The following is a 24,474-nucleotide window of genomic DNA, read 5'->3' on the forward strand; positions in this document are numbered from 1 at the left end:
CCCCGGCCCCAGCGCCCTCAAGAGCGCAGTCTCACAAGGTGCGTTCGAGGCGGTCCGCGACCAGCTTCACGAAGCGGGAGGGGTCAGGGAGTTCGGCGCCCTCGGCCAACAGGGCGAGCTGGTGGACGAGTTCGGTGGTCTCTTCGAGGGCCGGGTCGTCGGGGCGCTCGGCGTGGGTGCGGTTGAGGCCGACGACCAGCGGGTGCTTGGGGTTGAGTTCGAGAATCCGCTTGGCGTGCGGGATCTCCTGGCCCATGGCGCGGTAGATGTTCTCCAGCGCCGGTGACACGTCGTTGGTGTCCGAGACGACGCAGGCGGGCGAGACGGTGAGCCGCGAGGAGAGGCGTACGTCCTTGACCTGCTCGCTCAGCAGTTCCGTCATACGGGCGAGCAGGCCCGCGAACTCCTCCTGCTGCTTCTCCCGTTCGGTCCCCGCCTCCTGCTTCTCCTCCTCCGTGCCGAGGTCGACCTCGCCCTTGGCGACGGAGCGGAACTGCTTGCCGCCGAACTCCGGTGCCGTGTCGACCCAGACCTCGTCCACGGGGTCGGTCAGCAACAGCACCTCGATGCCGCGGGCCTGGAACGCCTCCATGTGCGGGGAGTTCTCGACGGCCTGCCGCGATTCGCCGGTGACGTAGAAGATGTGCTCCTGGCCGTCCTTCATCCGCTCGACGTACTGCGCGAGCGTCGTCGGCGCGTCCTTGTCGTGCGTGCTGGCGAAGGAGCTGACGCCGAGGATCGCGTCACGGTTCTCGAAGTCGCCAAGCAGCCCCTCCTTCAGGACGCGGCCGAACTCCCGCCAGAATGTGGCGTATTGCTCGGGCCGCGCGGCCATCATGTCCTTGACCGTCGACAGCACCTTCTTCGCCAGCCGCCGGTGCATCAGCTCGATCTGGCGGTCCTGCTGGAGGATCTCGCGCGACACGTTCAGCGAGAGGTCCTGCGCGTCGACGACTCCCTTGACGAAGCGGAGGTACGGCGGCATCAGCGCTTCGCAGTCGTCCATGATGAAGACGCGCTTCACGTAGAGCTGGACGCCGCGCTTGTAGTCGCGCATGAACAGGTCCTGCGGCGCGTGCGCCGGGATGAACAGCAGCGCCTGGTACTCGAAGGTGCCTTCCGCGTGGAGGCGGATGATCTCCAGCGGGTCGTTCCAGTCGTGGCTGATGTGCTTGTACAGCTCGTGGTAGTCGGCGTCGCTGACCTCGTCGCGGGAGCGGGCCCACAGGGCCTTCATGGAGTTCAGCGTTTCGAGCTGGGGCTCGGGCTTGGGAGCCGCCGCGTCAGTACCGTCCTCGGCGTCGCCTTCGGCGTCGGCGCCGGTGTCGGTGTCGCTGTCGCCTCCGGGCGCGGGCTCCGCGGCCATCCTGATCGGCCAGGTGATGAAGTCCGAGTACCGCTTGACGATTTCCTTGATCTTCCACGGTGAGGTGTAGTCGTACAGCCGGTCCTCGGCGTCCTCCGGCTTCAGCCGCAGCACGATCGCCGTCCCCTGCGGGGCGTCCTCGACGGTCTCCACGGTGTACGTCCCCTCACCGTTGGACGTCCACCGCGTGCCCTCGGTCTCCCCCGCGCGCCGCGTCAGCAGCGTGACCTCGTCCGCCACCATGAAGCTCGCGTAGAACCCGACCCCGAACTGCCCGATCAGGCCCTCTGCGGCGCCCGCGCCCTCGGCCTCCTTCAGCTCCCGCAGGAACTTCGCCGTCCCCGAGTTGGCGATCGTCCCGATGAGCTGGACCACTTCCTCCCGGGACATCCCGATCCCGTTGTCCCGCACGGTGAGCGTACGGGCCTCCCGGTCCACCTCCAGCCCGATGTGCAGGTCCGACACGTCCACGTCCAACTCGCTGTCCCGCAGCGCTTCGAGCCGCAGCTTGTCCAACGCGTCCGAGGCGTTGGACACCAACTCGCGCAGGAACACATCCTTGTTGGAGTAGATCGAGTGGATCATCATCTGCAGAAGCTGACGCGCTTCCACCTGGAACTCGAACGTCTCGGTCGGCATGGTCCGCTGTTCCTTCTCACATCACCGGCTGACAGGCACTGACCGCAGCACTGTAGATGAGCCCCCGCCGCCCGCACGTCAGCCTTCGCGGCCCGCGATGAGTTTCCGCCTCGCCGCCGGTCCTACCTGGGTGAACGCCCGCGGACGTCCCCGGCCGGGGCGCGCCACCGAAAGCTCCTGAACAGGCGATATCCACGATGGACAAGCGATTCACCGCGACCCTGCTGAAAAGCCCGAACAAGGGCGGCTGGACCTACGTCGTCTGGCCCGAGTCCGCCGCCTTCTTCGGCACCCGCGGCCTCGTCAAGGTCCGCGGCACGATCGACGGCCACCCCTTCCAGAGCTCCTTCATGGCCCTCGGCGACGGCACCCACAAACTCCCCGTCACCGCCGAGCTGCGCAAAGCCATCGGCAAACAAGAGGGCGACACCGTCACGGTCCACCTCCAAGAGCGCCTCCCCTCCTAGGGCCGCCCCGCCCCCTAAAAACCACAAGGCGGGTACCCGAACGGTGCTAGAGGGGTGCCGAGTTGACGGCCCTGCGCGCTCTCGGTCGCGCGCCGTTATGACGTATGCGCGCCGCCCGCGATCGCGGTTCTGACGACGGTGACGGTGTCGAAGGCGTCGCCCAGGGAGCACAGCACGTCGCCGTCTATCGCGTGCAGTTCGAGGCGGTGGACCTGACGCGTCGTGCCGCCCTGGCCGATGGCGACGGAGTCCTCGCGCTCGACGACGCGGATGTCCGGCCAGGGGTGGACGTCGATCCGGGCCGGGCGGGTGATGACGATGCCGCCGTCGAAGACGTGCAGCCGCGGGATGCGGTTGTCGCGGCGCTTCTCGTAACGGAACGCGGTGATCGGCAGCGCGAGGGCGAGGACGAGGAAGGTGACGCCGATCGAGGTGACCACCGGGTTGTACGGGTGGAGGACCAGGCCGATGCCAGGCGCGAGCAGGACGACCGCGAGGCCGAAGGCGACGCAGCCGACGTCACCGCCGCCGAGCGCGTGGACGGCGCGGGACTCGCCGAAGCCGTGCCGTTGGGCGAGTCGGGCGACTTCGCGCAGGGTGGCCGGGCCGTTCGTCCCCGCCGCGTCCCGCGAACCGCCGCCCGCGGCGCCCGTATCCGTACCCGTACCCGTATTCGTACCGGCTGCCGCTCCCGTGTCCGTCATCGCCCCGCCGCCTCTCCCCCGCGCGCGACCGCGTACCAACGGCCGTGCCTCTCCTGCTCCTTACCCGCGGGCGGGGGTGCCGTACCTCCACCTAGGAGGTACGGCTGCCTGTACGGCTACGCGTACGCCTATACGGTCGCGGCGCGCGGCTCGCGCCACATCGGCCACATGTGAGGCCCGTCCGGGAGGTCGATCGTGCGGCCGGTGAAGACGAAGCCGAGCCGCTCGTACAGGCCGCGGCTGCGCTCGCTGCTGGCCTCCAGATACGCGGACAGGCCGTCGCGGTCGCAGCGTTCGAGGACGGCGGAGATCAGTTCGGTGCCGCGGCTCTGGCCCTGCAACTCCGCGTCCACGGCGATGAGCAGCAGGTATTCGTGGGCGGGGCCCGTGGGGTGGCCCTCGCCGAGGATGCGGGCGATCTGCTCGACGCGCTCGTTGTCCGGGTCGACCGCCTCGCGGAAGGCGGCGGGGTCGTCGTCGTCCGCGTGCGCCTGGGCGTCCTCGGGCGCGTCGGTGGTCGCGGGTATCGACATCCACAGGGCGACCGCCTTGCCGTCCTCCGTCATGTCGACGTAGCCGTCGGCGAGTACCTGGTCGGCGAAGGCGCCCATCAACGACGCGTGCTTGCGCAGCCGGTGCTCCGGGTCGGGGAAGACCCAACTACTCACGGGGTCGTTCCTGAACACCTTGTCCAGCACCCCGACCACGACCTCCCGGTCGTCCGCCCCGGCCCTCCGGATCGCCACACCCATCGCCCTGTCCGCCCTTCACGTCGTCGTCCTGTGTCGTCTCACGTTGTCGGTGCGCGCTGCACCGCACGCGTCTGATCAACTGATCATGCGCGTACGGCGGTTGCAGCCTAGAGGGTGCGGCCCGGTGTGTCCGGGCGTGCCGGGGAAGAGGGCGGAGACGGTCCTTCTCCGCGGGGCCGGAGGTTCAGACCGTACGCACCTGGACGACGGCGTACGTCCCGCTCGTACGCCAAGCCGCGCCGTTCGCCGCGCTGTTGGCGTCGAGCGCGGTGACCGTGCCGGTGTCGAGGCCGACGATCACATCGGACTTGAGGGTGCGCAGGGCGGCCAACGGACTCGGGAAGTAGCCGGTGGGCAGGGAGAATGCGGTCGTCGGGGGCCACAGGCGGTCGCCCACCAGGCGGCGGTAGTTGAGGTCGCCCTTGAGCACCGTCAGTGTGGCGCGGCCCAGTTCGGCCCGCAGATCGGCGGGCATGTCGGCGTACGGCAGCGGCGCGCAGGCGAACGGGTGCGCGCGGACGGCGAGTCGGCCGGTGCCCAGCGCCGACCACAGCCGCGCGCCGGTCTCCCGCGCTCTGCGGCCCGGTGCCTGCCCGATCCGGCGCAGGCAGTCGACGACGTCCGAGGTCGTCGCGTCCGAGACGAAGTACGGGTACGGCTTCACGTGCAGGACCGCGGTGGCGGCGCGGCCGGTGTGCAGGAGATGGTCGATCAGGATCAGGTCGGGGATCAGCTCGCGGCCCGCGTTGTCGGCGATCACGGTCACCGCCGCGGTGCCGGGCGGGGCGGCGGCGAGGTGCCGCCAGAGGGCCGCGCTGTCGTCGGCGAGGAGGTCGTCGGAGGGGGTGCTTGTGGGGGCGTGGGTGGGGGACGCGTGCGCGGAGGACGTGTTCGTGGAGGACGCTTCCGCCGTAGGAGCTTCTGCCGAAGGCGCTTTCGTGGAGGACGCTTCCGCCGTAGGCCCATGCGCCGTAGACGCGTTCGCGGAGATGCGGAAGCCGAGGTCCGCGCGGTTGCCCCACAGGGCGCCTTGGAGGACGGCGCGGTCCCGGTCGTCGGGGGCGAGGTCGTCGAGCGCGTCGAGGGCGGCCAGTTCGTCGGCGACCTCGGGCCCGGTCAACTCGGCGCGCTTGAACGGCGCGAAGGGGTCGACGCCCTGCCACGGCCCCGGCCCGAAGTAGCCGACCGCGTCCAGCAGCCTGCGGTAGAAGTAACTCTCGGCCCACAGGAAGGGCACCTCGTACCACGACGCACGGCCGACGTACGCCTCCGCGCCCCATTCGGCCCACCGTCGGATGTCGTCGGCGCGGGAGTCGGTGCCGGTGTGGGTGCCGGTGTGGGTGTCGGTGCCGGTGTGGGTCGACAGCGGGCCGATCGGCGGGCCCGAGGTCGCGTCGGCCGAGGCGGGCGCGGCCGTCTCCTCCGCGAGCGCGTCGAGTGCGCGGCGCTGCTCGGGCGGGTACGGGAAGGCGTCCGCGACCTGCCTGATCAACGCCGGGTGGCGGTCGGCCAGCACGCTCCTGGCGAAGGAGCCGGGCGTACCGCTCATGACGACGGGGGCGGCGGGGGCCGCGGGGTCTGACAGGCCGGCGGGGTCTGACAGGCCGGATGGGCCGGATTCGGGCGGGACGTCTCCTGTTTCGCGCACCGTTCAAGAATGGCAGGGGGTGGGGCTGGCCCCACCCCCGACCGGCCGGGCTGCCGGATGCCGCGAGAGGGGTGCCGAGCGGGATCGTCTAGGTATCAGGACGGAACGGTCCCCACCGCGATGATTCGAGGCCAGCGATGACCGCCAGCACATTCCCCCACGCCACTCAGAGCGCCGCCGCTCAGGCATCCGCCACTCAGACCGCCGCCGCTCAGGTGTCCGCCGCGCAGCCGCACTCCTCTTCTCCCGCCGCCGCGTCGCAGGCCCGGCCCGGCCTGCTGTCGGCTCCGGACGCCGGGCATCCCGCGTACGGTTCGCCCGCGAAGGGTCCAGGACCCGGCCGCGTCCCGCCCGGCTTCTGGCGCGCGCCCTTCTCCGCCGTCACCTTCCGCGAGGTCGGTTACGCGCTCACGTCGCTGCCGATCGCCATCGCCGGATTCGTCTTCGCCGTCACGTTGTTCGCCCTCGGCACCAGCCTCGTCCTCACCGCGATCGGGGTGCCCGTCCTGGCCGCGATGCTGACCGGGGCCCGCGCGCTCGGCGGCGCCGAACGCGCCCGCGCCAGGAGCCTGCTCTCCCTCCGCGTCGGCGAGCCCGTCCCCGTACCCGCGCCCCGTACCCCCGGCCGCTGGGCCGCCATGACCGCCAGGCTCCGCGACGCCTCGGCCTGGAAGGCCCTCCTCTTCCAGGTCCTCATGTTCCCCTGGCGCATCGCGAGTTTCGTCCTCACCCTGACCTTCCTCATCACCGGCTGGACCGTCGCCCTCTACCCCGCCTACGCCTGGGTCTTCCCCCGTTACGTCGACTGGCCCGGCTACCGCCTCTTCGAGTACACCTCCGGCGGCGTCCACCACGCCTACTACCTCTCCTCCCCCCTCCAGATCGCCGCCGCCTCCCTCCTCGGCCTCCTCCTCGTCTTCCTCACCCCGCCCCTCGTCCGCGCCCTCACTACCGTCGACCGCGCCGCAATCCGCTCCCTGCTGTCGTAGGGCGGGGCCCGCACCCGCGCGAAATGAGGGACCGCACCCCGCAGAGGGACCGTCATACTGGGCGCCTGGCCAGACGGGGGACGCGAGGAGGCGGCTGGGCGTGCACGGCCCGAACGACACGAGCGGCACGAGCGATACGAACGGCACAATCGATACGAGCGCCTCGCACGGCTCCAACGGCTCCAACGGCACAGCGACAGGCGCCGACGCGAAAGCGACCCGCATCGGAAGCTACGTCGTCGTACGCAAGCTCGGCGAAGGCGGAATGGGCCTGGTGTACCTGGCCCGTTCGCGGGGAGGCCGCCACGTGGCGGTGAAGGTGGCGCGGCCGGAACTGGCCGCGGACCCGTCCTTCAGGGAGCGCTTCCGCGCCGAGGTCGCCGCGGCGCGCATGGTGGGCGGTTTCCACACGGCGCCGGTGGTGGACGCGGACCCGGACGCGGAGGCCCCCTGGCTGGCGACGGCGTACGTGCAAGGTCCGACGCTCGGCCAACTGCTCGCCGCGCGGGGCCCGATGGGCGAGGAACAGCTCAAGGCGCTGGGCGCCGCGCTCGCCGAGGCGCTGGAGGCGATCCACCGCTGCGGTCTGGTGCATCGCGATCTCAAACCAGGCAACATCATCATGGCCGAAGACGGCCCGCGCGTACTGGACTTCGGCATCTCACGCGCCGTCGAGAACACCCGGATCACCACCACGGGCACCTCCTTCGGCACCCCCGGCTTCCTCGCCCCCGAGCAGGCCGAGGGCCGTGACGTGGACGGCGCCGCCGACATCTTCGCGCTCGGCGCGGTCCTGGTGGCCGCCGCGGGCGGCAGCGCCTTCGGCGGCGGCACCCCGGTCGCCCTGATGTACCGCTCCGTGCACCACGAGGCCGACGTCTCCGCCGTCCCGGAGGCGATCCGCCCGATGGTCGCGGCCTGCCTCACGAAGGAGCCGTCCCACCGCCCGAGCACGGACCAACTCCTCGACTGGTTCGGCGATTCGGGTACGGCCGAGGCGGGTACGGGCGACGCCCCGCACCGCACCGGGGACGCGGCCCCCCGCCCCTCGGACCCGCGGACTCCCGTACCCCCGCCTCCTCCGGCCGCCGCCAACCCGTACGCCTCAGGGGCCGTTCCGCCGCCTCCCTCGTACGCGCCCGGCGTCCCCGGTCCGTCGATCCCGCCGTCGATCCCGCCGTCGACCTCGCTGGCCACGGCCTACCCGGCGCATTCGCCCGCCCCGGTCCCGGGCGTCCCGGCCTGGTCGCCGGAGGACGACGTCCCCGAATTCCTGGCGATGGACCGGAAGAACGCACTACTTGCGGACGATTACGGCATCTCCCTCGGCGAGAACGGCCAGACCGTCGACCTCCCCTGGCCGATGATCCGTTTCGCCGAGTGCGTCGTGGAGGACCACGAATCCGTCTTCCGGATGGCCGTCGTCCTGACGAACGGCACCATCCGCACCGGCCGCGTGTCCAGCCGCAGCCTGGCCGAACTGACCGAGTGGGCCATGCGGTTCACCCTGGTGCGCGACCGCTACCTGCGCCAGTAGCCGTTTCCCACGGCCGCAGCGGTGAGCCGCGCGGGCACCAACTCCCTATCCTGCGAAGGCGCGAAGGCCCGGCCCCTCCGCTTCCACGACGGCGCGGAGCCGCGCGCGCCGACCCGGCCCGGAAGCCGGACGCGTATCCGACGCGGACCGGCGACCGCCCGAAATGCCCCGCCACGCACCGCTTGTCGCGCACGCTTGGCGTGTGGGCCGACCGTTTCCGGGGTCGGACGGGCAAGCGAGGCGAGGGAGACGGCCATGGGCGAGGCGGCGCGGGACACGGGGACGGGCACGGCAGCGGGCGCGGGCTCGGACGCGGGATCAGGCGCGGGCACGGGCTCGGACGCGGGCTCCGCCGAAGGCTCGGGCACGGGATCAGGCGCCGATCCCGGCACGGGCTCCGGCGAGGGCTCCGGTACCGGCTCCGGTATCGGCTCCGGTACGGGCACGGCCGCAGGCAGGATCGTCGTCGGGGTCGACGGCTCGGAACCGTCGCTCAAGGCGCTGCGCTGGGCCGCGCGGCAGGCGGCCCTGACCGGCGCCGCGCTGGAAGCAGTCATCGCGTGGGAGATGCCGTCGGCGTACGGCTGGGCCGGGCTGCCGGGGCTGCCCGACGACGTCGATCTGGAGGCCAACGCGGACCAGATCCTGGCGCGGGCCGTCGAGGCGGCCCTCACGCCGGAACAGGCAGCGACCGTCACCCGCCGTACCGTGCTCGGCAACCCGGCCCAGGCCATCCTCGACAGCGGCGAGGGCGCCGACCTGATCGTGGTGGGCGTGCGCGGCCACGGTACCTTCCGCTCCACCCTCCTCGGCTCGGTCAGCCACACGGTCACCGTGCACGCCTCGTGCCCTGTCGTGGTCGTACGCGGCACGGCGGGCACGACCCCCGCGGGCGGCGCGTCGTAGCGGCGGGGCGATGATCCGCGGCGGCCGGGGCACGGAGTTATCCACAGGCTGTGAAGAGTGGGTGCCCGAATGTGGTCGGGGCGGAGCATCATGGGGGCATGAACGAGATCACCGGATCCCCGGCGGGGTCCATGCCGGAGTGGGAGAAGCGCTTTCGGGCGCCGCGGGTCGGGCTGCCCGAGTGGGCCGAGGACGCCCCGGACCGCAGCCTGTTCGTGTCGAACGTGACAGGGACGTACGAGCTGTACGCCTGGGACCGGACGACGGGCGGGCGACGGCAGGTCACCGACCGGCCGAACGGGACGACGGACGGCACGCTGAGCCGGGACGGCGCGTGGGTGTGGTGGTTCTCGGACACGGACGGGGACGAGTTCGGGATATGGATGCGGCAGCCCTTCGCGGGCGGTGAGGACGTACCGGCGGCGCCCGGCCTGGAGGCGTCCTACCCGGCCGGTCTCGCGCTGGGCCCCGGCGGCCTGGCCGTGGTCGGGCGGTCCACCGACGACGAGGGCACGTCGGTGTACGTGGTGCGGCCGGACAGCGAGCCGGTCGAGGTCTACCGGCACGCGGAGTCGGCGAGCGTCGGCGACCTCTCGGAGGACGGCACGCTGGTCGTGATCGAGCACACCGAGCACGGCGACGCGATGCACAGCGCGCTGCGGGTGCTGTCGGTCGCGGACGGCTCGACGGTCGCGGAGCTGGACGACACCGACGGCGGCCGGGCCGAGCTGGGCCTGGACTGCCTGGGATTCGCCCCCGTCGTCGGCGACACCCGCCTCCTGGTCGGACACCAGCGGTCCGGCCGCTGGCTGCCGATGATCTGGGACACCGCGACCGGCGTGGAGACGCGGCTGGCCATAGACCTGCCCGGTGACGTGCACGCCGAGTGGTATCCGGACGGCTCGGCGCTGCTCGTCGTCCACGACTACCAGGCGCGCGGCGAGATGTTCCGGTACGACCTGGCGGCCGGCACCCTGGCGCGGCTCGACACCCCGCCGGGTTCGGTCAGCGGCGCCACCGCCCGGCCCGACGGGACGGTGGAGTACCTGTGGTCGTCGGCGCAGCGCCCGCCCGCGGTGCGGTCCACGACCGGCGCCGTCGTGCTGGAGGCGCCGGGGCTGCGGGCGCCGGAGTCGGTGCCGGTGGAGGACGCGTGGGTGGAGGGTCCCGGCGGCCGGATCCACGCGCTGGTCCAGAAGCCGGTCGGCGAGGGGCCGTTCCCGACCGTGTTCGAGATCCACGGCGGTCCCACCTGGCACGACTCGGACTCCTTCGCGGCGGGTCCTGCGGCCTGGGTCGACCACGGCTTCGCGGTGGTCCGGGTCAACTACCGCGGTTCGACCGGCTACGGCCGGGAGTGGACGGACGCGCTCAAGCACCGCGTCGGCCTGATCGAGCTGGAGGACATCGCGGCGGTCCGCGAGTGGGCCGTGTCCTCGGGCCTCGCCGACCCGCGGCGGCTGGTCCTGTCCGGCGGCTCCTGGGGCGGCTATCTGACCCTGCTGGGCCTCGGCACCCAGCCGGAGGCGTGGACGGTGGGCATAGCGGCGGTCCCGGTCGCCGACTACGTGGCCGCGTACGCCGACGAGATGGAGGCCCTCAAGTCCCTGGACCGCACCTTCTTCGGCGGCTCCCCCGAGGAGGTCCCCGACCGCTTCGAGGCGTCCTCCCCGCTCACCTACGTCGAGCGGGTCGCCGCCCCCGTCTACATCAGCGCGGGCATGAACGACCCGCGCTGCCCGATACGCCAGATCGACAACTACGTCGAGCGGCTGCGGGAGCTGGACAAGCCGCACGAGGTGTACCGGTACGACGCGGGGCACGGTTCGCTGGTCGTGGAGGAGCGGATCAAGCAGGTCCGTCTGGAACTGGCCTTCGCGCTGAAGCACGCGGGCGGGTAGGCGGCAGGGCGGTAGGGCGGTAGGGGGCCGGTGGTCGGCCGGGGTTGGACCAGCGCGGGTCCGGCCCCGGGCCGGCCCCGGGCCTCCGGGCCTCCGGCCGGGCGAGCGGGCGGATGCGCGTACGGCCGGACAGCTGGACACGCGCCTCGGCGGACGAAAGGCATCCGGACAGTCAGCCGGGCCAGCGCGCGGCTGGACGTGCAGCCAGGGTGCGCCTCGGCGTCCGGCCCTAGGCGTCGGCGGACGCCGACGCGGTGACCACAGCGTCCGCCCGGTCCGCGCCGGAGGCGTCCGGCCCTGATTCCGCCTTCGGCGCGGACCTCGGCTCGTCGTCACCGTCGTCGGGGACGAGACCCAGCTCGGCGTCGGCGCGTGTCTCGGCCTCGCGGCGGGCCAGTCGGAACCACATGAAGACGACGAAGCCGGCGAAGACGAACCACTCACCGGTGTAGCCGAGGTTCTGGAACGCCTTGATGTCCAGGCCGCTGTTGGGGGCCGCCGCCGGGGGCACCGCCTTCAGCGGCGCGGCGGGGTCGCTCGCGGTGATCCAGCCGCTGTAGACGGGGTAGGGCAGCACATTGACCAGCGAGGCGGCGCTGATCATGCCGAGCTGTCCGGAGGGCAGCGCGCCGTTGGACTGCACGCCGTCGGTGCCGGTGCTCTCCGGGTACTGGAGGGCACCGGTCACGGTGACCTCGCCGGTCGGCGCGGCCGGTACGGCACCGGTACGCGCGGCGGCGGAGGCGTCGCCCGGCAGCCAGCCGCGGACGACGGGCAGGGCGGCGCCGTCCGCGCCGACCCGCAGGGGGGTCAGTACGTAGTAGCCGTCGTGGCCGTCGAGGGTGCGGCCGGGGACCAGGAGCTGATGGGAGGAGTCATAGCGGCCGGTCGCGCTCACCGAGCGCCCTGAGGCGCCGTCGGGCACCTGGGTGCGCGGCTGCGGCAGCAGTGTCGCCAACGGCACCGCCGCCTCGGCGACGGCCTTGCCCTGGGCGTGCTCGGCGCTCTTGTGGGAGTCGACCCGCAGCTCGAACCGGCTCAACTGCCAACTGCCCATGAAGACGCAGAACGGCACGGCGAGCAGCGACAGCACGCTGACCGCCAGCCAGCGCGGGGTGAGCAGGAACCGGTACACACCACAACGGTACGGGGGGCTGTTCGCGGCCCCGCAACCGGGGACCCGCACCGGCCCGGAGCCGACGCAGGGCGCGCGGCCAGGCGCAGGGCTCGGCCCCCGGTGACCAGGAGCGCCGGTCCTGGTCCCGCGAGGTGCGGGGAGGGGGTCAGGGAGAGTTCCCCGAAGTCGCCGCAGTACCCGCAATACCCGCAGTGCCCGAAGGCCCTACGAGCCGGAGCCGGTCGCTCCCGAGTCGGTTCCGGTGCCGCCGCTCGTCCCCGTACCGGGGGTGGTGCTGCCGCTGGTGGTGCCGGGGAGCGCGGCCGTCGTGTAGAGGGTGCCCGCGCAGGCGTTCTGGATGACGGGGCCGTCGACGACGGGGGCGCCCGCGGCCGGGGTGTGGTTGAGGGCGACGCTGCCGGGGGGCGGGCTGGTCGGCGGGTCACCGCTGCCCAGCTGGGTGGAGGCGCCGTTGCTGCCGCTGCCACTGCCCGTGCCGGTGCCCGGGTCGGAGCCGGTGGGGCCGCCGGTGGTCGCGGGGTCGCTCGACGTCGGCGTGGGTGTCGGGGTGGTCGGCGGCGTGGTGGGCGTCGTGGGGCAACCGCCGGTGCCGTTGCCCGCGGGGATCCACGCGAACTGCACCTCGTAGGTGTCACCCGGTGCGAGCACCACGGGTCCGTCGACGCCGGAGGGCAGCCTGCTCGCCGGGTCGCCCGGGGTGTGGCCGACGACCTGGATACGGGAGGGGTCGGCCGAGCCCTCGGCGAGGACCTGCACCTGCCCGCTGCCGGGGACCGTACAGGGGACGCCGGAGACGTTGGCGACGCGGAACCAGCCGTAGACGCGGCCGGAGGAGTCCGGGGAGTCGGCGGAGCTGGTGCCCTGGCCGAGCTGGACGCTGGAGCAGTCGGGCGCGGAGACCGCCGCCGAGTCCGAGGGGGTGGTGGTCGCGGGCGGCGGATCGTCGGTGGGGCTCTTCGTCGAGGTGCCCGCGCCGCCGGTGCCGGTGGCCGCCTGGCCCGAGGAGGGGCCGCCCGCCCAGTAGTTGGTGTGGCCGTCCTGGCCGGGGGCGGAGGCGTGGGTGCTGGAGACGTTCGCCGGGAGGGCGTTGGTGCTGCTGGAGGTGTCGGCGGCGTGGATCAGCGCGGGCACCGCCATGCCGGCCAGGACCACGGCCGCGGCGGCACCGGCCAGCGCCTGCCGACGGTGCTGCCTGCGGGCCGGGACCGCGCGCCGCAGGTGGTCGAGCGCCTCGGGGGACGCCTCTATGCCCTGGACGGCGTTGTGCAGCAGCGCCCGCAGCGCCGCCTCCTCCGGGGTGTGCTCGACGCCGTCGGCACTGTCGAGGTCGAGTTCGAGACTGGCGAAGTCGAAGCCGCCGTCGAGGCCGAAGAGGCCGTCGGTACCGGAGCCGTAGCCGGACGCACTGTCGGAGCCCGAGGCGGAAGTGCGGTCGGAGCCGGAGCCCGAGGCGGAAGCGCCGTCCGAGCCCGAGGCGTCAGCGGCGTCGGGGGAGCCGAAGCCCAGGTCGCGGCCCCGGCCCTCGCCGTGGTCCGCGCCCTTGCCCTGGTCCTGATCCTGGTTCTTGTTCTGGTCTTCCATACCGTGCGCGTCGTCGGGGGTGGTCATGCCGTCGCCTCCATCGCGACGCGCAGCGCCGCGATGCCTCGCGAACCGTACGCCTTCACCGAGCCCAGGGAGATACCCAGGGTCTCGGCGACCTGCGCCTCGGTCATGTCGGCGAAGTATCGCAGCACCAGCACCTCGCGCTGCCTGCGCTGAAGCGTACGCATCGCGGCCTTGAGCTGGTCGCGCTCCAGGATCTCGTACGCGCCCTCCTCCGCGCTCGCCATGTCGGGCATCGGCTTGGAGAGCAGCTTCAGGCCCAGGATGCGGCGGCGCAGGGCGGAGCGGGAGAGGTTGACGACCGTCTGGCGCAGATAGGCCAGGGTCTTCTCCGGCTCACGGACCCGGCTGCGGGCGGAGTGCACCCGGATGAACGCCTCCTGGACCACGTCCTCGCAGGAGGCCGTGTCGTCCAGCAGCAGCGCGGCGAGGCCGAGCAGTGAACGGTAGTGCGCGCGGTAGGTCTCGGTGAGGTGGTCGACCGTGGTGCCTACTGCCATCGCCGAGTCAGAGTCCTCGCCTTCCGCGGCCGTGACCCGCACGACCGGCCAGGGCGCGATCACCGGGATGCCACCGGAGAGCGCACCGGACGCCGACGTGCGTGGACGCGGCAGCCGGGGCGGCGTGATCGTCCCGTGCCGTCCGAATGCCGTCTCGATACCCAGTGCCTCCGCCACGACTGTTGGACACGCATCCCCCCCTCAGGGTTGTACGCGCAAGACACGCCGCTCGACGGAGCGTCAAATATCCCCATGCGTACCAGCTCTTCCTCAACGCCCTGTTTGCACCGACGCTTCCCCCCGGACCACGCTCGGTGTGCAGCACCTTAGGGACCAGACCATAGGGCAGTGCGCTGACACAAAGACGCTCCCCCGAGCGAGTCGGTTCCCGCGGGGGAATGCAAAGTCTCCAACGTTCGGGTACGTGAGTTCAAGTGGTCCAGACCAGCAACTTCGTCCCCGGGCACATTGCCGAGGACACGCCCGAGCGGCCTCAGACGGCGATGTCCGCCGCCACCACCTCGGCGATCTGGACGGCGTTCAGCGCCGCGCCCTTGCGCAGATTGTCGCCGCAGACGAACAGTTCGAGGGCGCACGGGTCGTCGAGCGAGCGCCGTACGCGCCCCACCCACGTGGGATCGGTGCCGACCGCGTCCGCGGGCGTCGGGAACTCACCCTGCCCCGGGTCGTCGGAGACCACGACACCCGGCGCGTTCCGCAGGATCTCGTGCGCCCGCGCGACCGTCACCTCGTTCTCGAACCGCGCGTGCACCGACAGCGAGTGGGTCGTGATCACCGGCACCCGTACGCAGGTCGCCGTGGCCCGCAGACGGGGCAGCCCGAGGATCTTGCGCGACTCGTTGCGTACCTTCATCTCCTCCGACGACCAGCCGTCGGCGCCCGCGAGCGAGCCCGCCCACGGCACCACATTGAGCGCCAGCGGCGCCGCGAACGGCCCGAAGTCGCCCACCGTGCGGCGCAGATCGCCCGCCTGCGTGCCCGCGTCCGTCCCCGCGACCTTCGTCATCTGGTCGCGCAGCGCCGCGATCCCGGCCTGCCCGGCGCCCGAGGCCGCCTGGTACGACGAGACGATCAGCTCGGTCAGCCCGAACTCGGCGTGCAGCGCGCCGACCGCCACGATCATCGACAGCGTCGTGCAGTTGGGATTGGCGACGATGCCGCGCGGGCGCATCCGTACCGCGTGCGCGTTGACCTCGGGCACCACCAGCGGCACCTCGTCGTCCATCCGGAAGGCGCCCGAATTGTCCACCACGACCACGCCCTTGGCCGCCGCGATCGGCGCCCACCGCGCGGCCACCTCGTCGGGCACGTCGAAGAGCGCGACATCGATCCCGTCGAAGGCCGCCTCGTCGAGCGCGACGACCTCCGCCTCGGTGCCGCGCACCAGCAGCAGCCGCCCGGCCGAGCGCGCGGACGCGACCAGCCGGATCTCCCCCCACACGTCCTGGCGCGTGCTGAGGAGTTCGCGCACCACCGTGCCGACCGCTCCCGTCGCCCCCACCACGGCGAGCGACGGTCGCGGCGCGGCGCTCATCGCCCGGTCCCTCCGTAGACGACCGCTTCGTCGCTGTCGCTGTCCAGGCCGAACGCCGAGTGCACGGCCTGCACGGCGGGCTTCACGTCGTCGACCCGGGTCACCACCGAGATACGGATCTCGGATGTCGAGATCAGCTCGATGTTGACGCCCGCGTTGGACAGCGCCTCGAAGAAGGTCGCCGTGACACCGGGGTTGGTCTTCATGCCCGCGCCGACCAGCGAGATCTTGCCGATCTGGTCGTCGTAGCGCAGCGAGTCGAAGGCGATGACCGTCTGCGCCTTGGTCAGCGCCGCCATCGCCTTCTGGCCCTCGGCCTTGGGGAGCGTGAAGGAGATGTCGGTGAGCGCGGTGGCCGCGGCCGACACGTTCTGGACGATCATGTCGATGTTGATCTCGGCGTCCGCGATGGCCCGGAAGATCGTCGCCGCCTCGCCCGGCTTGTCCGGCACACCGACCACCGTGATCTTGGCCTCGGACGTGTCGTGCGAGACGCCGGAGATGATCGCCTGCTCCATCGGACTGTCTCCCTGTGCTGACTCGTACGCGGCACGCGCTTGCTGCGGTCGCGGAAGGTTCGCGGGCCGTTCGCTGCTCACCCAGGTGCCGGGCAGCCCGGAGAACGACGACCGTACGTGGATCGGGATGTTGTAGCGGCGCGCGTACTCCACACACCGGTGCAGCAGCACCTTGGAGCCGGAACTGGCCAGCTCCAGCATGTCCTCGAAGGCGATCCAGTCCATCTTGCGGGCCTTCTTGACCACCCGCGGGTCGGCCGTGAAGACGCCGTCGACGTCCGTGTAGATCTCGCACACCTCGGCGTCCAGCGCCGCCGCCAGCGCCACCGCGGTGGTGTCGGAGCCGCCGCGCCCGAGCGTGGTGATGTCCTTCTTGTCCTGCGAGACGCCCTGGAATCCGGCGACGATCGCGATGTTGCCCTCGTCAAGCGCCGTACGGATACGGCCGGGCGTGACGTCGATGATCCGCGCCTTGTTGTGCACCGAGTCGGTGATCACCCCGGCCTGGCTGCCGGTGAACGACTGCGCCTCGTGCCCGAGGTTCTTGATCGCCATCGCCAGCAGCGCCATCGAGATGCGCTCACCGGCGGTCAGCAGCATGTCGAACTCGCGCCCCGCGGGAATCGGTGACACCTGCTCCGCGAGATCGATCAGCTCGTCCGTCGTGTCGCCCATCGCGGACACCACGACGACCACTTGGTGGCCCGCCTTCTTGGTGTCGACGATCCGTCGGGCGACGCGCTTGATGCCTTCGGCATCGGCGACGGAGGAGCCGCCGTACTTCTGCACGACAAGGCCCACGTGCGCTCCTCGCTCAGGGATTCCCAGGGGGTGCCGGGGGATTTCCAGGGGTTGTTGCGGTCGGCCCAGTTTAACGAGCAGGCACGATCCGCCCCGCACGTATCGCATGGTGAGATACGTCGCCCGAGGCGTGATCAGCCGCAAGTTTTACGGCCGGAGGCGCGGGGGCGTCCTACGTCGCCGGGCGCAGCCCCAGCGTCCCCAGCTCGGCCTCCATGACCTTGCCCGCCTCCTCGGCCAGCTCCTCCTCGTCGTCCCCGTCGCCGCCGGTGTCCAGGCCGTCCAGCTCGTCCAGCGGGCTGTCCAGCCGTACGTGGGCCACGAGCGACTGGAGCGCGCGCAGGCTGGCACTGGCCGTGGAGCCCCAGTTGGACAGGTACGAGAACTGCCACCACCACAGCGCCTCGGAGATCCTCCCGGCCCTGAAGTGCGCGAGGCCGTGTGTGAGATCGGCCACGACATCGGCCATGTCGTCGGAGATACGGCAGGCCACCGGCGTCGACCGCGGCACGTACGGGTCGAAGACCTCGGAGTAGACGTCGATCGGTTCGAGGAGCGCCGCGAGCCGCTGCCGCAGGTCGTCCTCGTCCGGCTCGGGACCGACGTCCGGCTCGTACCGCTCGTCCGGGACGATGTCCTCGTGCGCGCCGAGCCGGCCGCCGGCCAGCAGGAGCTGCGAGACCTCCAGCAGCAGGTACGGGACCGCGCTGTCCGGATCGTCGCCCTTGGCGACCTCGCGGACCGAGAGGATGAAGCTCTCGATCTGGTCCGCGATCTGTACGGCGAACTCGTCCGGTTCCTGCTCCGTGCCCGCCACGTCCTGTGCCCGACCCCGCATCTGGTCCTGCTTCTGCTTCCGGTCCTGCCTCTGGCCCTGCGCCTGAGCCTGCTTCTGGCCCTGGTCCTGGTCCTGCTTCTTCGTCACGGTCTCAGACATCCAGCAACCGCCTCCCTTCGAAGGCCCGCCCCAGCGTGACCTCGTCCGCGTACTCCAAGTCACCGCCCACAGGGAGGCCGCTGGCCAGTCGCGTGACCCGCAGTCCCATGGGCTTCACCATCCGGGCCAGGTACGTCGCTGTCGCCTCGCCCTCCAGATTCGGGTCCGTCGCGAGGATCAGCTCGGTGACGGTGCCGTCCGCGAGACGGCTCAGCAGCTCCCTTATCCGCAGGTCGTCGGGGCCGACGCCCTCGATCGGGCTGATCGCGCCGCCGAGCACGTGGTACTTCCCGCGGAACTCGCGGGTCCGCTCGACCGCCACCACGTCCTTCGGCTCCTCGACCACACAGATCACCGAGGGGTCGCGGCGCGGGTCACGGCAGACCCGGCACTGCTCGTCCTGCGCGACATTGCCGCACACCCCGCAGAACCGCACCTTCGCCTTCACCTCGGACAGCACGTGCGCGAGGCGCCGTACGTCCGCCGGATCGGCCTGAAGGATGTGGAAGGCGATCCGCTGGGCGCTCTTGGGACCCACGCCGGGCAGCCTGCCCAGTTCGTCGATCAGGTCCTGGACCACGCCTTCGTACACGCCGACGAGCCTTCCTCACGGTTTCCGCGGTTCTCCGGTGGGGTTTCCGGAGGGGTCAGAACGGGAGGCCGGGCATGCCGCCCAGCCCCTGGGCGAGCGGGCCGAGCTTGGCCTGCTGGATCGCCTGCGCCGCCTCGTTCGCGTTGTGCACCGCGGCGACCACCAGATCGGCGAGCGTCTCGGTGTCGTCGGGGTCGACCGCCTTGGGGTCGATGACCAGGCCGCGCAGCTCACCGGCGCCGGTCACCTTCGCGGTGACCAGGCCGCCGCCCGCGGAGCCCTCGACCTCGGTCTCGGCCAGCTCCTGCTGGGCCGTGGCGAGGTCCTGCTGCATCTTCTGGGCCTGCTGGAGCAGCGCCTGCATGTTCGGCTGACCACCGGGAATCACGGTTTCACTCCTGACTGGCGTCTGCGGTGCGGTGCCACCTTTTTCGTGACAGGGCGAGCCTACGTGTTCGTACGGCCCAGCGCCCTACGCCGTACGGAGGATCGGAACCGGACGGAGACCACCCGACGGGAGTACAACGCGTCCACCAGCGGTGGGGTGCCCGAATCCGGTGGTGAACTCGGCCGGGGACGGGTCGGGTCTTGGGCCGAGCCCTGGGCCGAGTCGTGGGCCGAGTCCTGGGCCGCGGACGAGGTCGGGCCCCGCGCCGTGCGTTCAGCCGTGCACCCGCGCCGTGCCCTGTGCGCCGCGCTGAGGGCGCCGCGCCCTGTGCGCCGCGCCCTCAGTCGTGCGCGATCTCCTCTATGACCGTGGCCCCCAGCTCCCGCACGAAGAGGTCGTGGCCGCTGAGCGCGGAGTCGACGAGATCCGGGTCGTCGTCCTCGGGGACGTCGTCCTCCAGCGGAGGCGGCATGTCGTCCATGGGGGGTGGCCCGGACTGGTAGGACGCGGACGGCGCCTGGGACGAGGAGTGGGACTGGTACTGACCTTGGCCCGGCCCCTGGTCGTGCCCGTATCCCTGTCCCTGGCCCTGGGACGAGGGGGGTCCGGCCTGGAAGTCCGGTCTCGGGGCGCCCTGGGGCCGGTCCTGCCCCTGGCGACCGGCCGGCGGCTGCGGCGGGCCCGAGGGGCGGGGGGCGCCACCGCCGCCTCCGTAACCGCCGCCTCCGCCCTGCCCGCCCGCGCTCCCGGCGCCGCCGCCCCCGTTCGGGGCCACGATCGCCTCGATCTTCCACTGCACGCCGAGCGCGTCGCTGATGGCGGCCTTGAGTACGTCCTCGCTGCCGCTGTTCGCGAAGCTGTTGCGGGCGCCGGGGTTGTCGAAGCCGACCTGGAGGGTCTCCCCGTCGAAGCCCGCCACCTGGGCGTTGTTGAACAGCAGCATCCAGGTCAGGCGGCGGCGGTTCTTGACCGCCTCCAGGATGTCCGGCCACATCTGGCGCACCCGGCTGGGGTCGCCGAGCGAGGCGGTCGGGGCGGGGGCCTGCGCCTGGGTCTGGGCCTGGGCCGGTGGGGTCTGCGGCGCGGCGGGCGGGGGCGCCTGAGCCGGGGGCTGCGCCGGGGTCCGGTTCTGCGGCTGGCCGGGCGAGGCGGCGGACGGCCAGGCGCCGGGGCGCTGGGCGGGGGGTGCCTGGGCGGGCGGCACCTGGGCCGGGGGTGTCTGGGCGGGGGGCGGCGGCACGGGCGGTGCGGCGGGCGCGGCGGCCTCGGCGCCGGGTGCCTCGGAGGGTACGTACGCGGGTACGGCGGGGGCCGGGGGCTGGGCCTGCGGTTGGACCTGGTGCGGGGGCGGTGCCTGGGCGGGGGCGTACGCCGTACCGTTCTCGCCCGAGGTACGGCCGCCGCCGAGTGCGGCTCTGGCGGCGGCGGGTCCGACGGCCTGCGGCGCGCCCGCAGCCGGACCCGTACCCGTACCCGTGCCCGTACCCGTGCCGCTGGACGGGCCGCCGCCCTGGGCGAATCCGGCGGAGACCCCGGCGGCGACGCCGCGCTCCAGCCGTTCCAGGCGGGCCTGCAACGAGCGCTCGTCCTCGTAGGCGGCGGGCAGCAGCACGCGGGCGCAGATCAGCTCCAACTGGAGGCGGGGCGAGGTGGCGCCGCGCATCTCCGTCAACCCCGTATTGACCAGGTCGGCGGCGCGGCTCAGCTCTGCGGCGCCCAGCACGGAGGCTTGCGCCTGCATCCGCTCCACCACGTCGCGCGGCGCGTCGATGAGGCCCTTGTCCACGGCGTCCGGGACGGCCGCGATGATCACCAGGTCCCGTAGCCGTTCCAGCAGGTCGGCGACGAAACGGCGCGGGTCGTGCCCGCCCTCGATCACCCGGTCGACGATCTCGAAGACCGCCGCCCCGTCCCCCGCAGCGATCCCGTCCACCACCTCGTCGAGCAGCGCGGCGTCCGTGTAGCCGAGCAGCGCGGTCGCCATGGCGTACGTCACGCCGTCGGCCGCCGCGCCCGCCAGCAACTGGTCCATGACCGACATCGAGTCACGTACCGACCCGGCCCCGGCCCGTACGACCAGCGGATACACCCCGTCCTCCACGGCGATGGCCTCGCGCTCGCACACCTGCGCCAGGTAGTCGCGCAGCGTGCCGGGCGGCACCAGCCGGAACGGATAGTGGTGCGTACGCGACCGGATCGTGCCGATGACCTTCTCCGGCTCGGTGGTCGCGAAGATGAACTTCAGGTGCTCCGGGGGCTCCTCGACCACCTTCAGCAGGGCGTTGAAGCCCTGCGGGCTGACCATGTGGGCCTCGTCGATGATGTAGATCTTGTACCGACTGCTGGCCGGGCTGAAGAACGCCTTCTCCCGCAGATCACGGGCGTCGTCCACACCGCCGTGCGACGCCGCGTCGATCTCGATCACGTCGATCGACCCCGCGCCGCCCCGCGCCAGGTCCACGCACGACTGGCACACCCCGCACGGCGTCGGCGTCGGCCCCTGCTCGCAGTTCAGGCACCGCGCCAGGATCCGCGCGCTCGTCGTCTTCCCGCAGCCTCGCGGCCCGCTGAACAGATACGCGTGATTGACCCGGTTGTTCCGCAGCGCCTGCTGCAACGGGTCAGTGACGTGCTCCTGTCCGATGACCTCGGCGAAGGACTCGGGACGGTAGCGGCGGTACAGAGCAAGGGACACGCCTACGAGGTTATCCGGGCCCACCGACATCCGGCCCCGTCATCCCTGCCGGCCCACGCAAAGACCCCCCACGCACCCGCCAGAGCCCACCTACCCTTGCTGCCTTCCGGCCCTGGGGGAGTTCAGCGAGATAGCGCCACGTGAGGGGCTGCCGCCCACCCTACCCGATCCCCCACCCCCCCATCGAGTTCGCAACCACCCCCCCACGCCCTGTACTGTTCCTCCCGGAGGATTCGCCTAGTGGCCTAGGGCGCACGCTTGGAAAGCGTGTTGGGGGCAACCCCTCACGAGTTCGAATCTCGTATCCTCCGCCAGTGCCTCACCGGGCACGATGTCGAAGGGCCCCCTCGTCCGCGAGGGGGCCCTTCGACGTCGTGGTCTCAGTTCTGGTCTCAGTTCGGGACAGGGCAGCCCATTCAGGCGCGTCTCCGGCATGTCCAACACATGATCACTCAACAACGCGGTGTGCTGAGAAATGACCGGTCTGGACCCAGGCGCCGCGGTCGTCTCACCACCTGCGGCATCCCCGTCCGACCGGCCGCACCAACACGCGGGCACTGGCTAGCTCCGTTCTGGATCGCCGACCAGAACCCCGCCCAGGTGACAGGTCCGTACGGCCTGGACTGCGCTGCAACTGCCGGCATGAGGTAATGCGAAGGCAGGCACGACAAAAAGCACGTCCTGGCTGTCGGTGCGTCGCGTCATACTGGCGGATCAGGTTGTTAGACCGCCTGCTGAACGACCAGGGCAACGTCGCCCAGGGAGGGAGCGCCCATGCTGGTGCTGTCCGTACGGATCGACAAGTTCCGAAACTTCACGAACGAGCAGACCATGATCGTCGACGCCGACGTCACCTGCCTGATCGGGAAGAACGAGTCGGGGAAGACCACCGTCCTCAAAGCCCTCCACCGGCTGAATCCCGCGAACAACCGGGACACGTTCGATCTCACAAAGGACTACCCGCGCCGGCATCTGGCCCGTGACCGCCGAACGAACAGTCTCCCCGAACTCGCACCCGTGACGGCAACATTCGCCCTGGAGGACCGCGACCTCGACGTTATCGAAGACCAGTGGGGCGTGCGCCCCCCGGCCGAAACCCTCATCGAGGCTGCCCGGACTTACGACGACGTGCTTGAAGTCAGGATCGCCTGCGCCCTGCACCACGTTCTCGAGTTGGTCTTCGACGAGGCCGGCATCGATGACCCTGACGACCGCGCTTACCTGACGGAAGGCCACACGAGCGCCACGGAGGTCGTAGCCGCCGCGAAAGCGCGCTCCAAGGAGCTGAAGGACGAAAAGAAGACTGCCCGCGCCAAGGTCATCGACAAGGTCCCCGCCGAGTTCAAAAAGTACGAGCTGTTCCTCGACAGTGAACTGGACGAGGGCCATCACCAAACGCTGGTGAACCTCCTCCCGAAGTTCTTCTACTTCTCCACCTACGAACTCCTGCCCGGCGAATGCGATCTCCACAAGCTCGCCGACCGCGCCGGCAGTGGAAAGTTCCTGCGCGGCGACGCAACCATGCTCGCCCTCCTGCGCACCGCCGGTGAGGACCCTGCGGACTTCCTGGACGAGGACTACGACAGCCGCAAGGCTGAGCTGCAGGCGGCCAGCCTAGAGCTCAGCACGCAGGTCTTCGAGTACTGGAAGCAGAACGACGCGCTCACCGTCGTCTTCGACACCGACCTGGTCCCTATGCCGCTGGACCCCGAAACTGGGGAAGCCCAGCCACACCACCGCATCCTCAAGATCGAGCTGCGCGACGAGCGCCACGGCGTGGAGACTAACTTCTCCACCCGCTCGACCGGCTTCCAGTGGTTCTTCTCCTTCCTCGCCGCGTTCAGCGCCTACCGCGATCGCGCGGAGCGGGTAGTGGTCCTGCTCGATGAGCCCGGTACGAGCCTGCACGGCGAGGCTCAGGGCGACTTCCTGCGCTACATCTACGGCGAGCTCGGCACCAAGCAGCAGGTCCTCTACACCACCCACTCCCAGCACATGATCGACCCGACGCGGTACGAAACCATGCGCGCCATCCACGACCAAGCGACCCGACAAGACCCAACCCTGGGGGTCGTCATCACCCCGGTGAGTCTGTCCGCCGATCCCAAGACGATCCTCCCCGTCGAAGCAGCCCTTGGGTACACCGTCGCCCAGCACCTCTTCCTCGGCTCCGGCCCGCTCCTGGCGGTCGAGGGCAGCAGCGACTTCGTCTTCCTGCTGCGCATCTCGGACTACCTGATCAGCAAGGGCCGTACCGGCCTCGGCCCACGCCTGGCCATCATCCCGGTGGGGGGCGTCGGCAACATGCCGGCCTTCATCGCGGTCATGGGCCGCCGCCTCAGCGTCTGCGCCATCATCGACGGTGCGGAGACCACCAAGGTGACCGCCAAGGTCTACAGCGCTGCCCAGGCCGCAGACGTTGACCCGTCCAACATCATCGTCATCGGCCAACTCGATGGCCTGCCCGACACCGCCGACATTGAGGACCTGTTCACCACCAAGGACTACCTCTGGCTCTACAACAGGGCTACGAGCAGCAACCTCACCGAGACTGACCTGATCACCACGGCAAAGCCCACCCCGATCCTGATGCGCCTCAAGATCGCACGTGAGAAACAGGGCAAGCCCGGCGTCTTCGATCACGTCGGACCCGCTCACGAACTCACCCGTGACCGGGACGAGTTCTTCAAGCAGGTGGATGACCAGACTCTCGACCGGTTTGAAGAAGTGTTCAAGAAGCTGAAGGCCGCCGCCTGATCCCCTTTCAACGCCTGCGGCCCCGTTCGCCCGAACGGGGCCGCAGGCGTTCGTGAATGGCGACAAGCGGGTCGAGCCC

General features: G+C 71.3%; 19 protein-coding genes, 1 tRNA gene and 1 other RNA gene. 7 read left to right on the forward strand and 14 right to left on the reverse strand.

Features of this window, described 5'->3' with window-relative positions:
- Positions 1–31: 31 nt before the first annotated feature.
- Positions 32–2,005, reverse strand: coding sequence for a molecular chaperone HtpG (htpG, locus tag ACZ37P_RS02755; RefSeq protein ID WP_467344469.1), 1,974 nt, complete (start codon positions 2,003–2,005; stop codon positions 32–34).
- Between the two features lie 197 nt (positions 2,006–2,202).
- On the opposite strand from htpG, the gene ACZ37P_RS02760 reads away from it, so the two are divergent.
- Complete coding sequence (locus ACZ37P_RS02760; RefSeq protein WP_355335966.1) at positions 2,203–2,472, forward strand: DUF1905 domain-containing protein; 270 nt, start codon at positions 2,203–2,205, stop codon at positions 2,470–2,472.
- A gap of 95 nt (positions 2,473–2,567) precedes the next feature.
- On the opposite strand, the gene ACZ37P_RS02765 is transcribed toward ACZ37P_RS02760, so the two are convergent.
- The 3 genes from ACZ37P_RS02765 to ACZ37P_RS02775 form a co-directional block, all read right to left on the reverse strand.
- Positions 2,568–3,176: a hypothetical protein gene (locus ACZ37P_RS02765; RefSeq protein ID WP_467344471.1), complete on the reverse strand. Its 609-nt coding sequence runs from the start codon at positions 3,174–3,176 to the stop codon at positions 2,568–2,570.
- 128 nt (positions 3,177–3,304) lie between these two features.
- The gene (locus ACZ37P_RS02770) at positions 3,305–3,928 is read right to left on the reverse strand and encodes a GNAT family N-acetyltransferase (RefSeq protein ID WP_467344473.1); all 624 of its coding nucleotides are present in this window, start codon (positions 3,926–3,928) and stop codon (positions 3,305–3,307) included.
- Positions 3,929–4,112: 184 nt separating this feature from the next.
- Positions 4,113–5,477 carry a damage-control phosphatase ARMT1 family protein gene (locus ACZ37P_RS02775; protein ID WP_467344475.1) on the reverse strand — a complete coding sequence of 455 codons (1,365 nt, stop codon included), beginning with the start codon at positions 5,475–5,477 and terminating at the stop codon, positions 4,113–4,115.
- Between the two features lie 236 nt (positions 5,478–5,713).
- On the opposite strand from ACZ37P_RS02775, the gene ACZ37P_RS02780 reads away from it, so the two are divergent.
- The 4 genes from ACZ37P_RS02780 to ACZ37P_RS02795 all read left to right on the forward strand — a co-directional run bounded on the left by ACZ37P_RS02780 (position 5,714) and on the right by ACZ37P_RS02795 (position 10,909).
- On the forward strand, positions 5,714–6,565 hold the full coding sequence (locus ACZ37P_RS02780; protein WP_467344477.1) for a sensor domain-containing protein: 852 nt from the start codon (positions 5,714–5,716) through the stop codon (positions 6,563–6,565).
- 223 nt (positions 6,566–6,788) lie between these two features.
- Positions 6,789–8,102: a serine/threonine-protein kinase gene (locus tag ACZ37P_RS02785; RefSeq protein WP_467344632.1), complete on the forward strand. Its 1,314-nt coding sequence runs from the start codon at positions 6,789–6,791 to the stop codon at positions 8,100–8,102.
- A 426-nt stretch (positions 8,103–8,528) separates the two neighbouring features.
- Positions 8,529–9,008, forward strand: coding sequence for a universal stress protein (locus tag ACZ37P_RS02790; protein WP_467344633.1), 480 nt, complete (start codon positions 8,529–8,531; stop codon positions 9,006–9,008).
- 131 nt (positions 9,009–9,139) lie between these two features.
- Entirely contained in the window at positions 9,140–10,909 is a 1,770-nt protein-coding gene (locus ACZ37P_RS02795; protein ID WP_467344634.1) for a S9 family peptidase, read from the forward strand.
- Positions 10,910–11,138: 229 nt separating this feature from the next.
- Here ACZ37P_RS02795 and ACZ37P_RS02800 read toward each other — a convergent pair whose 3' ends face one another.
- The 10 genes from ACZ37P_RS02800 to ffs form a co-directional block, all read right to left on the reverse strand.
- A complete protein-coding gene (locus tag ACZ37P_RS02800; protein ID WP_467344479.1) occupies positions 11,139–12,044 on the reverse strand; it encodes an SURF1 family protein in 906 nt (301 codons plus the stop codon).
- A 207-nt stretch (positions 12,045–12,251) separates the two neighbouring features.
- Positions 12,252–13,655, reverse strand: a complete 1,404-nt coding sequence (locus tag ACZ37P_RS02805; RefSeq protein ID WP_467344480.1) for a hypothetical protein — start codon at positions 13,653–13,655, stop codon at positions 12,252–12,254.
- A complete protein-coding gene (locus ACZ37P_RS02810; protein WP_355336423.1) occupies positions 13,652–14,281 on the reverse strand; it encodes a SigE family RNA polymerase sigma factor in 630 nt (209 codons plus the stop codon). The genes ACZ37P_RS02805 and ACZ37P_RS02810 overlap by 4 nt, the downstream gene beginning before the upstream one ends.
- Before the next feature lie 364 nt (positions 14,282–14,645).
- Entirely contained in the window at positions 14,646–15,707 is a 1,062-nt protein-coding gene (locus ACZ37P_RS02815; protein ID WP_467344481.1) for an aspartate-semialdehyde dehydrogenase, read from the reverse strand.
- Positions 15,704–17,026: an aspartate kinase gene (locus ACZ37P_RS02820; RefSeq protein WP_355335948.1), complete on the reverse strand. Its 1,323-nt coding sequence runs from the start codon at positions 17,024–17,026 to the stop codon at positions 15,704–15,706. The genes ACZ37P_RS02815 and ACZ37P_RS02820 overlap by 4 nt, the downstream gene beginning before the upstream one ends.
- 172 nt (positions 17,027–17,198) lie before the next feature.
- Complete coding sequence (locus ACZ37P_RS02825) at positions 17,199–17,864, reverse strand: DUF5063 domain-containing protein (protein ID WP_355336422.1); 666 nt, start codon at positions 17,862–17,864, stop codon at positions 17,199–17,201.
- A gap of 91 nt (positions 17,865–17,955) precedes the next feature.
- Positions 17,956–18,555, reverse strand: coding sequence for a recombination mediator RecR (recR, locus tag ACZ37P_RS02830; RefSeq protein WP_355335946.1), 600 nt, complete (start codon positions 18,553–18,555; stop codon positions 17,956–17,958).
- Positions 18,556–18,610: 55 nt separating this feature from the next.
- Positions 18,611–18,943 carry a YbaB/EbfC family nucleoid-associated protein gene (locus ACZ37P_RS02835; RefSeq protein WP_391042507.1) on the reverse strand — a complete coding sequence of 111 codons (333 nt, stop codon included), beginning with the start codon at positions 18,941–18,943 and terminating at the stop codon, positions 18,611–18,613.
- A 340-nt stretch (positions 18,944–19,283) separates the two neighbouring features.
- Positions 19,284–21,638 carry a DNA polymerase III subunit gamma and tau gene (locus tag ACZ37P_RS02840; RefSeq protein WP_467344483.1) on the reverse strand — a complete coding sequence of 785 codons (2,355 nt, stop codon included), beginning with the start codon at positions 21,636–21,638 and terminating at the stop codon, positions 19,284–19,286.
- A gap of 56 nt (positions 21,639–21,694) precedes the next feature.
- Positions 21,695–21,791, reverse strand: an RNA gene (gene ffs / locus ACZ37P_RS02845) — signal recognition particle sRNA small type.
- Positions 21,792–21,864: 73 nt separating this feature from the next.
- Between ffs and ACZ37P_RS02850 the strand changes: the two genes are divergently transcribed.
- Positions 21,865–21,952: transfer RNA gene (locus ACZ37P_RS02850), tRNA-Ser, on the forward strand.
- Positions 21,953–22,412: 460 nt separating this feature from the next.
- Positions 22,413–24,395, forward strand: coding sequence for an AAA family ATPase (locus ACZ37P_RS02855; RefSeq protein ID WP_401850949.1), 1,983 nt, complete (start codon positions 22,413–22,415; stop codon positions 24,393–24,395).
- Positions 24,396–24,474 lie beyond the last annotated feature (79 nt).

The organism is Streptomyces sp. NPDC024632 (genome assembly GCF_055559175.1).

Coding starts and splice junctions, on each gene's coding strand:
- htpG (WP_467344469.1), bottom strand. CDS start 2,005: ATGCCGACCGAGACGTTCGAGTTCCAGGTGGAAGCGCGTCAGCTTCTG.
- ACZ37P_RS02760 (WP_355335966.1), top strand. CDS start 2,203: ATGGACAAGCGATTCACCGCGACCCTGCTGAAAAGCCCGAACAAGGGC.
- ACZ37P_RS02765 (WP_467344471.1), bottom strand. CDS start 3,176: ATGACGGACACGGGAGCGGCAGCCGGTACGAATACGGGTACGGGTACG.
- ACZ37P_RS02770 (WP_467344473.1), bottom strand. CDS start 3,928: ATGGGTGTGGCGATCCGGAGGGCCGGGGCGGACGACCGGGAGGTCGTG.
- ACZ37P_RS02775 (WP_467344475.1), bottom strand. CDS start 5,477: ATGAGCGGTACGCCCGGCTCCTTCGCCAGGAGCGTGCTGGCCGACCGC.
- ACZ37P_RS02780 (WP_467344477.1), top strand. CDS start 5,714: ATGACCGCCAGCACATTCCCCCACGCCACTCAGAGCGCCGCCGCTCAG.
- ACZ37P_RS02795 (WP_467344634.1), top strand. CDS start 9,140: ATGCCGGAGTGGGAGAAGCGCTTTCGGGCGCCGCGGGTCGGGCTGCCC.
- ACZ37P_RS02805 (WP_467344480.1), bottom strand. CDS start 13,655: ATGACCACCCCCGACGACGCGCACGGTATGGAAGACCAGAACAAGAAC.
- ACZ37P_RS02815 (WP_467344481.1), bottom strand. CDS start 15,707: ATGAGCGCCGCGCCGCGACCGTCGCTCGCCGTGGTGGGGGCGACGGGA.
- ACZ37P_RS02825 (WP_355336422.1), bottom strand. CDS start 17,864: ATGCGGGGTCGGGCACAGGACGTGGCGGGCACGGAGCAGGAACCGGAC.
- ACZ37P_RS02855 (WP_401850949.1), top strand. CDS start 22,413: ATGCTGGTGCTGTCCGTACGGATCGACAAGTTCCGAAACTTCACGAAC.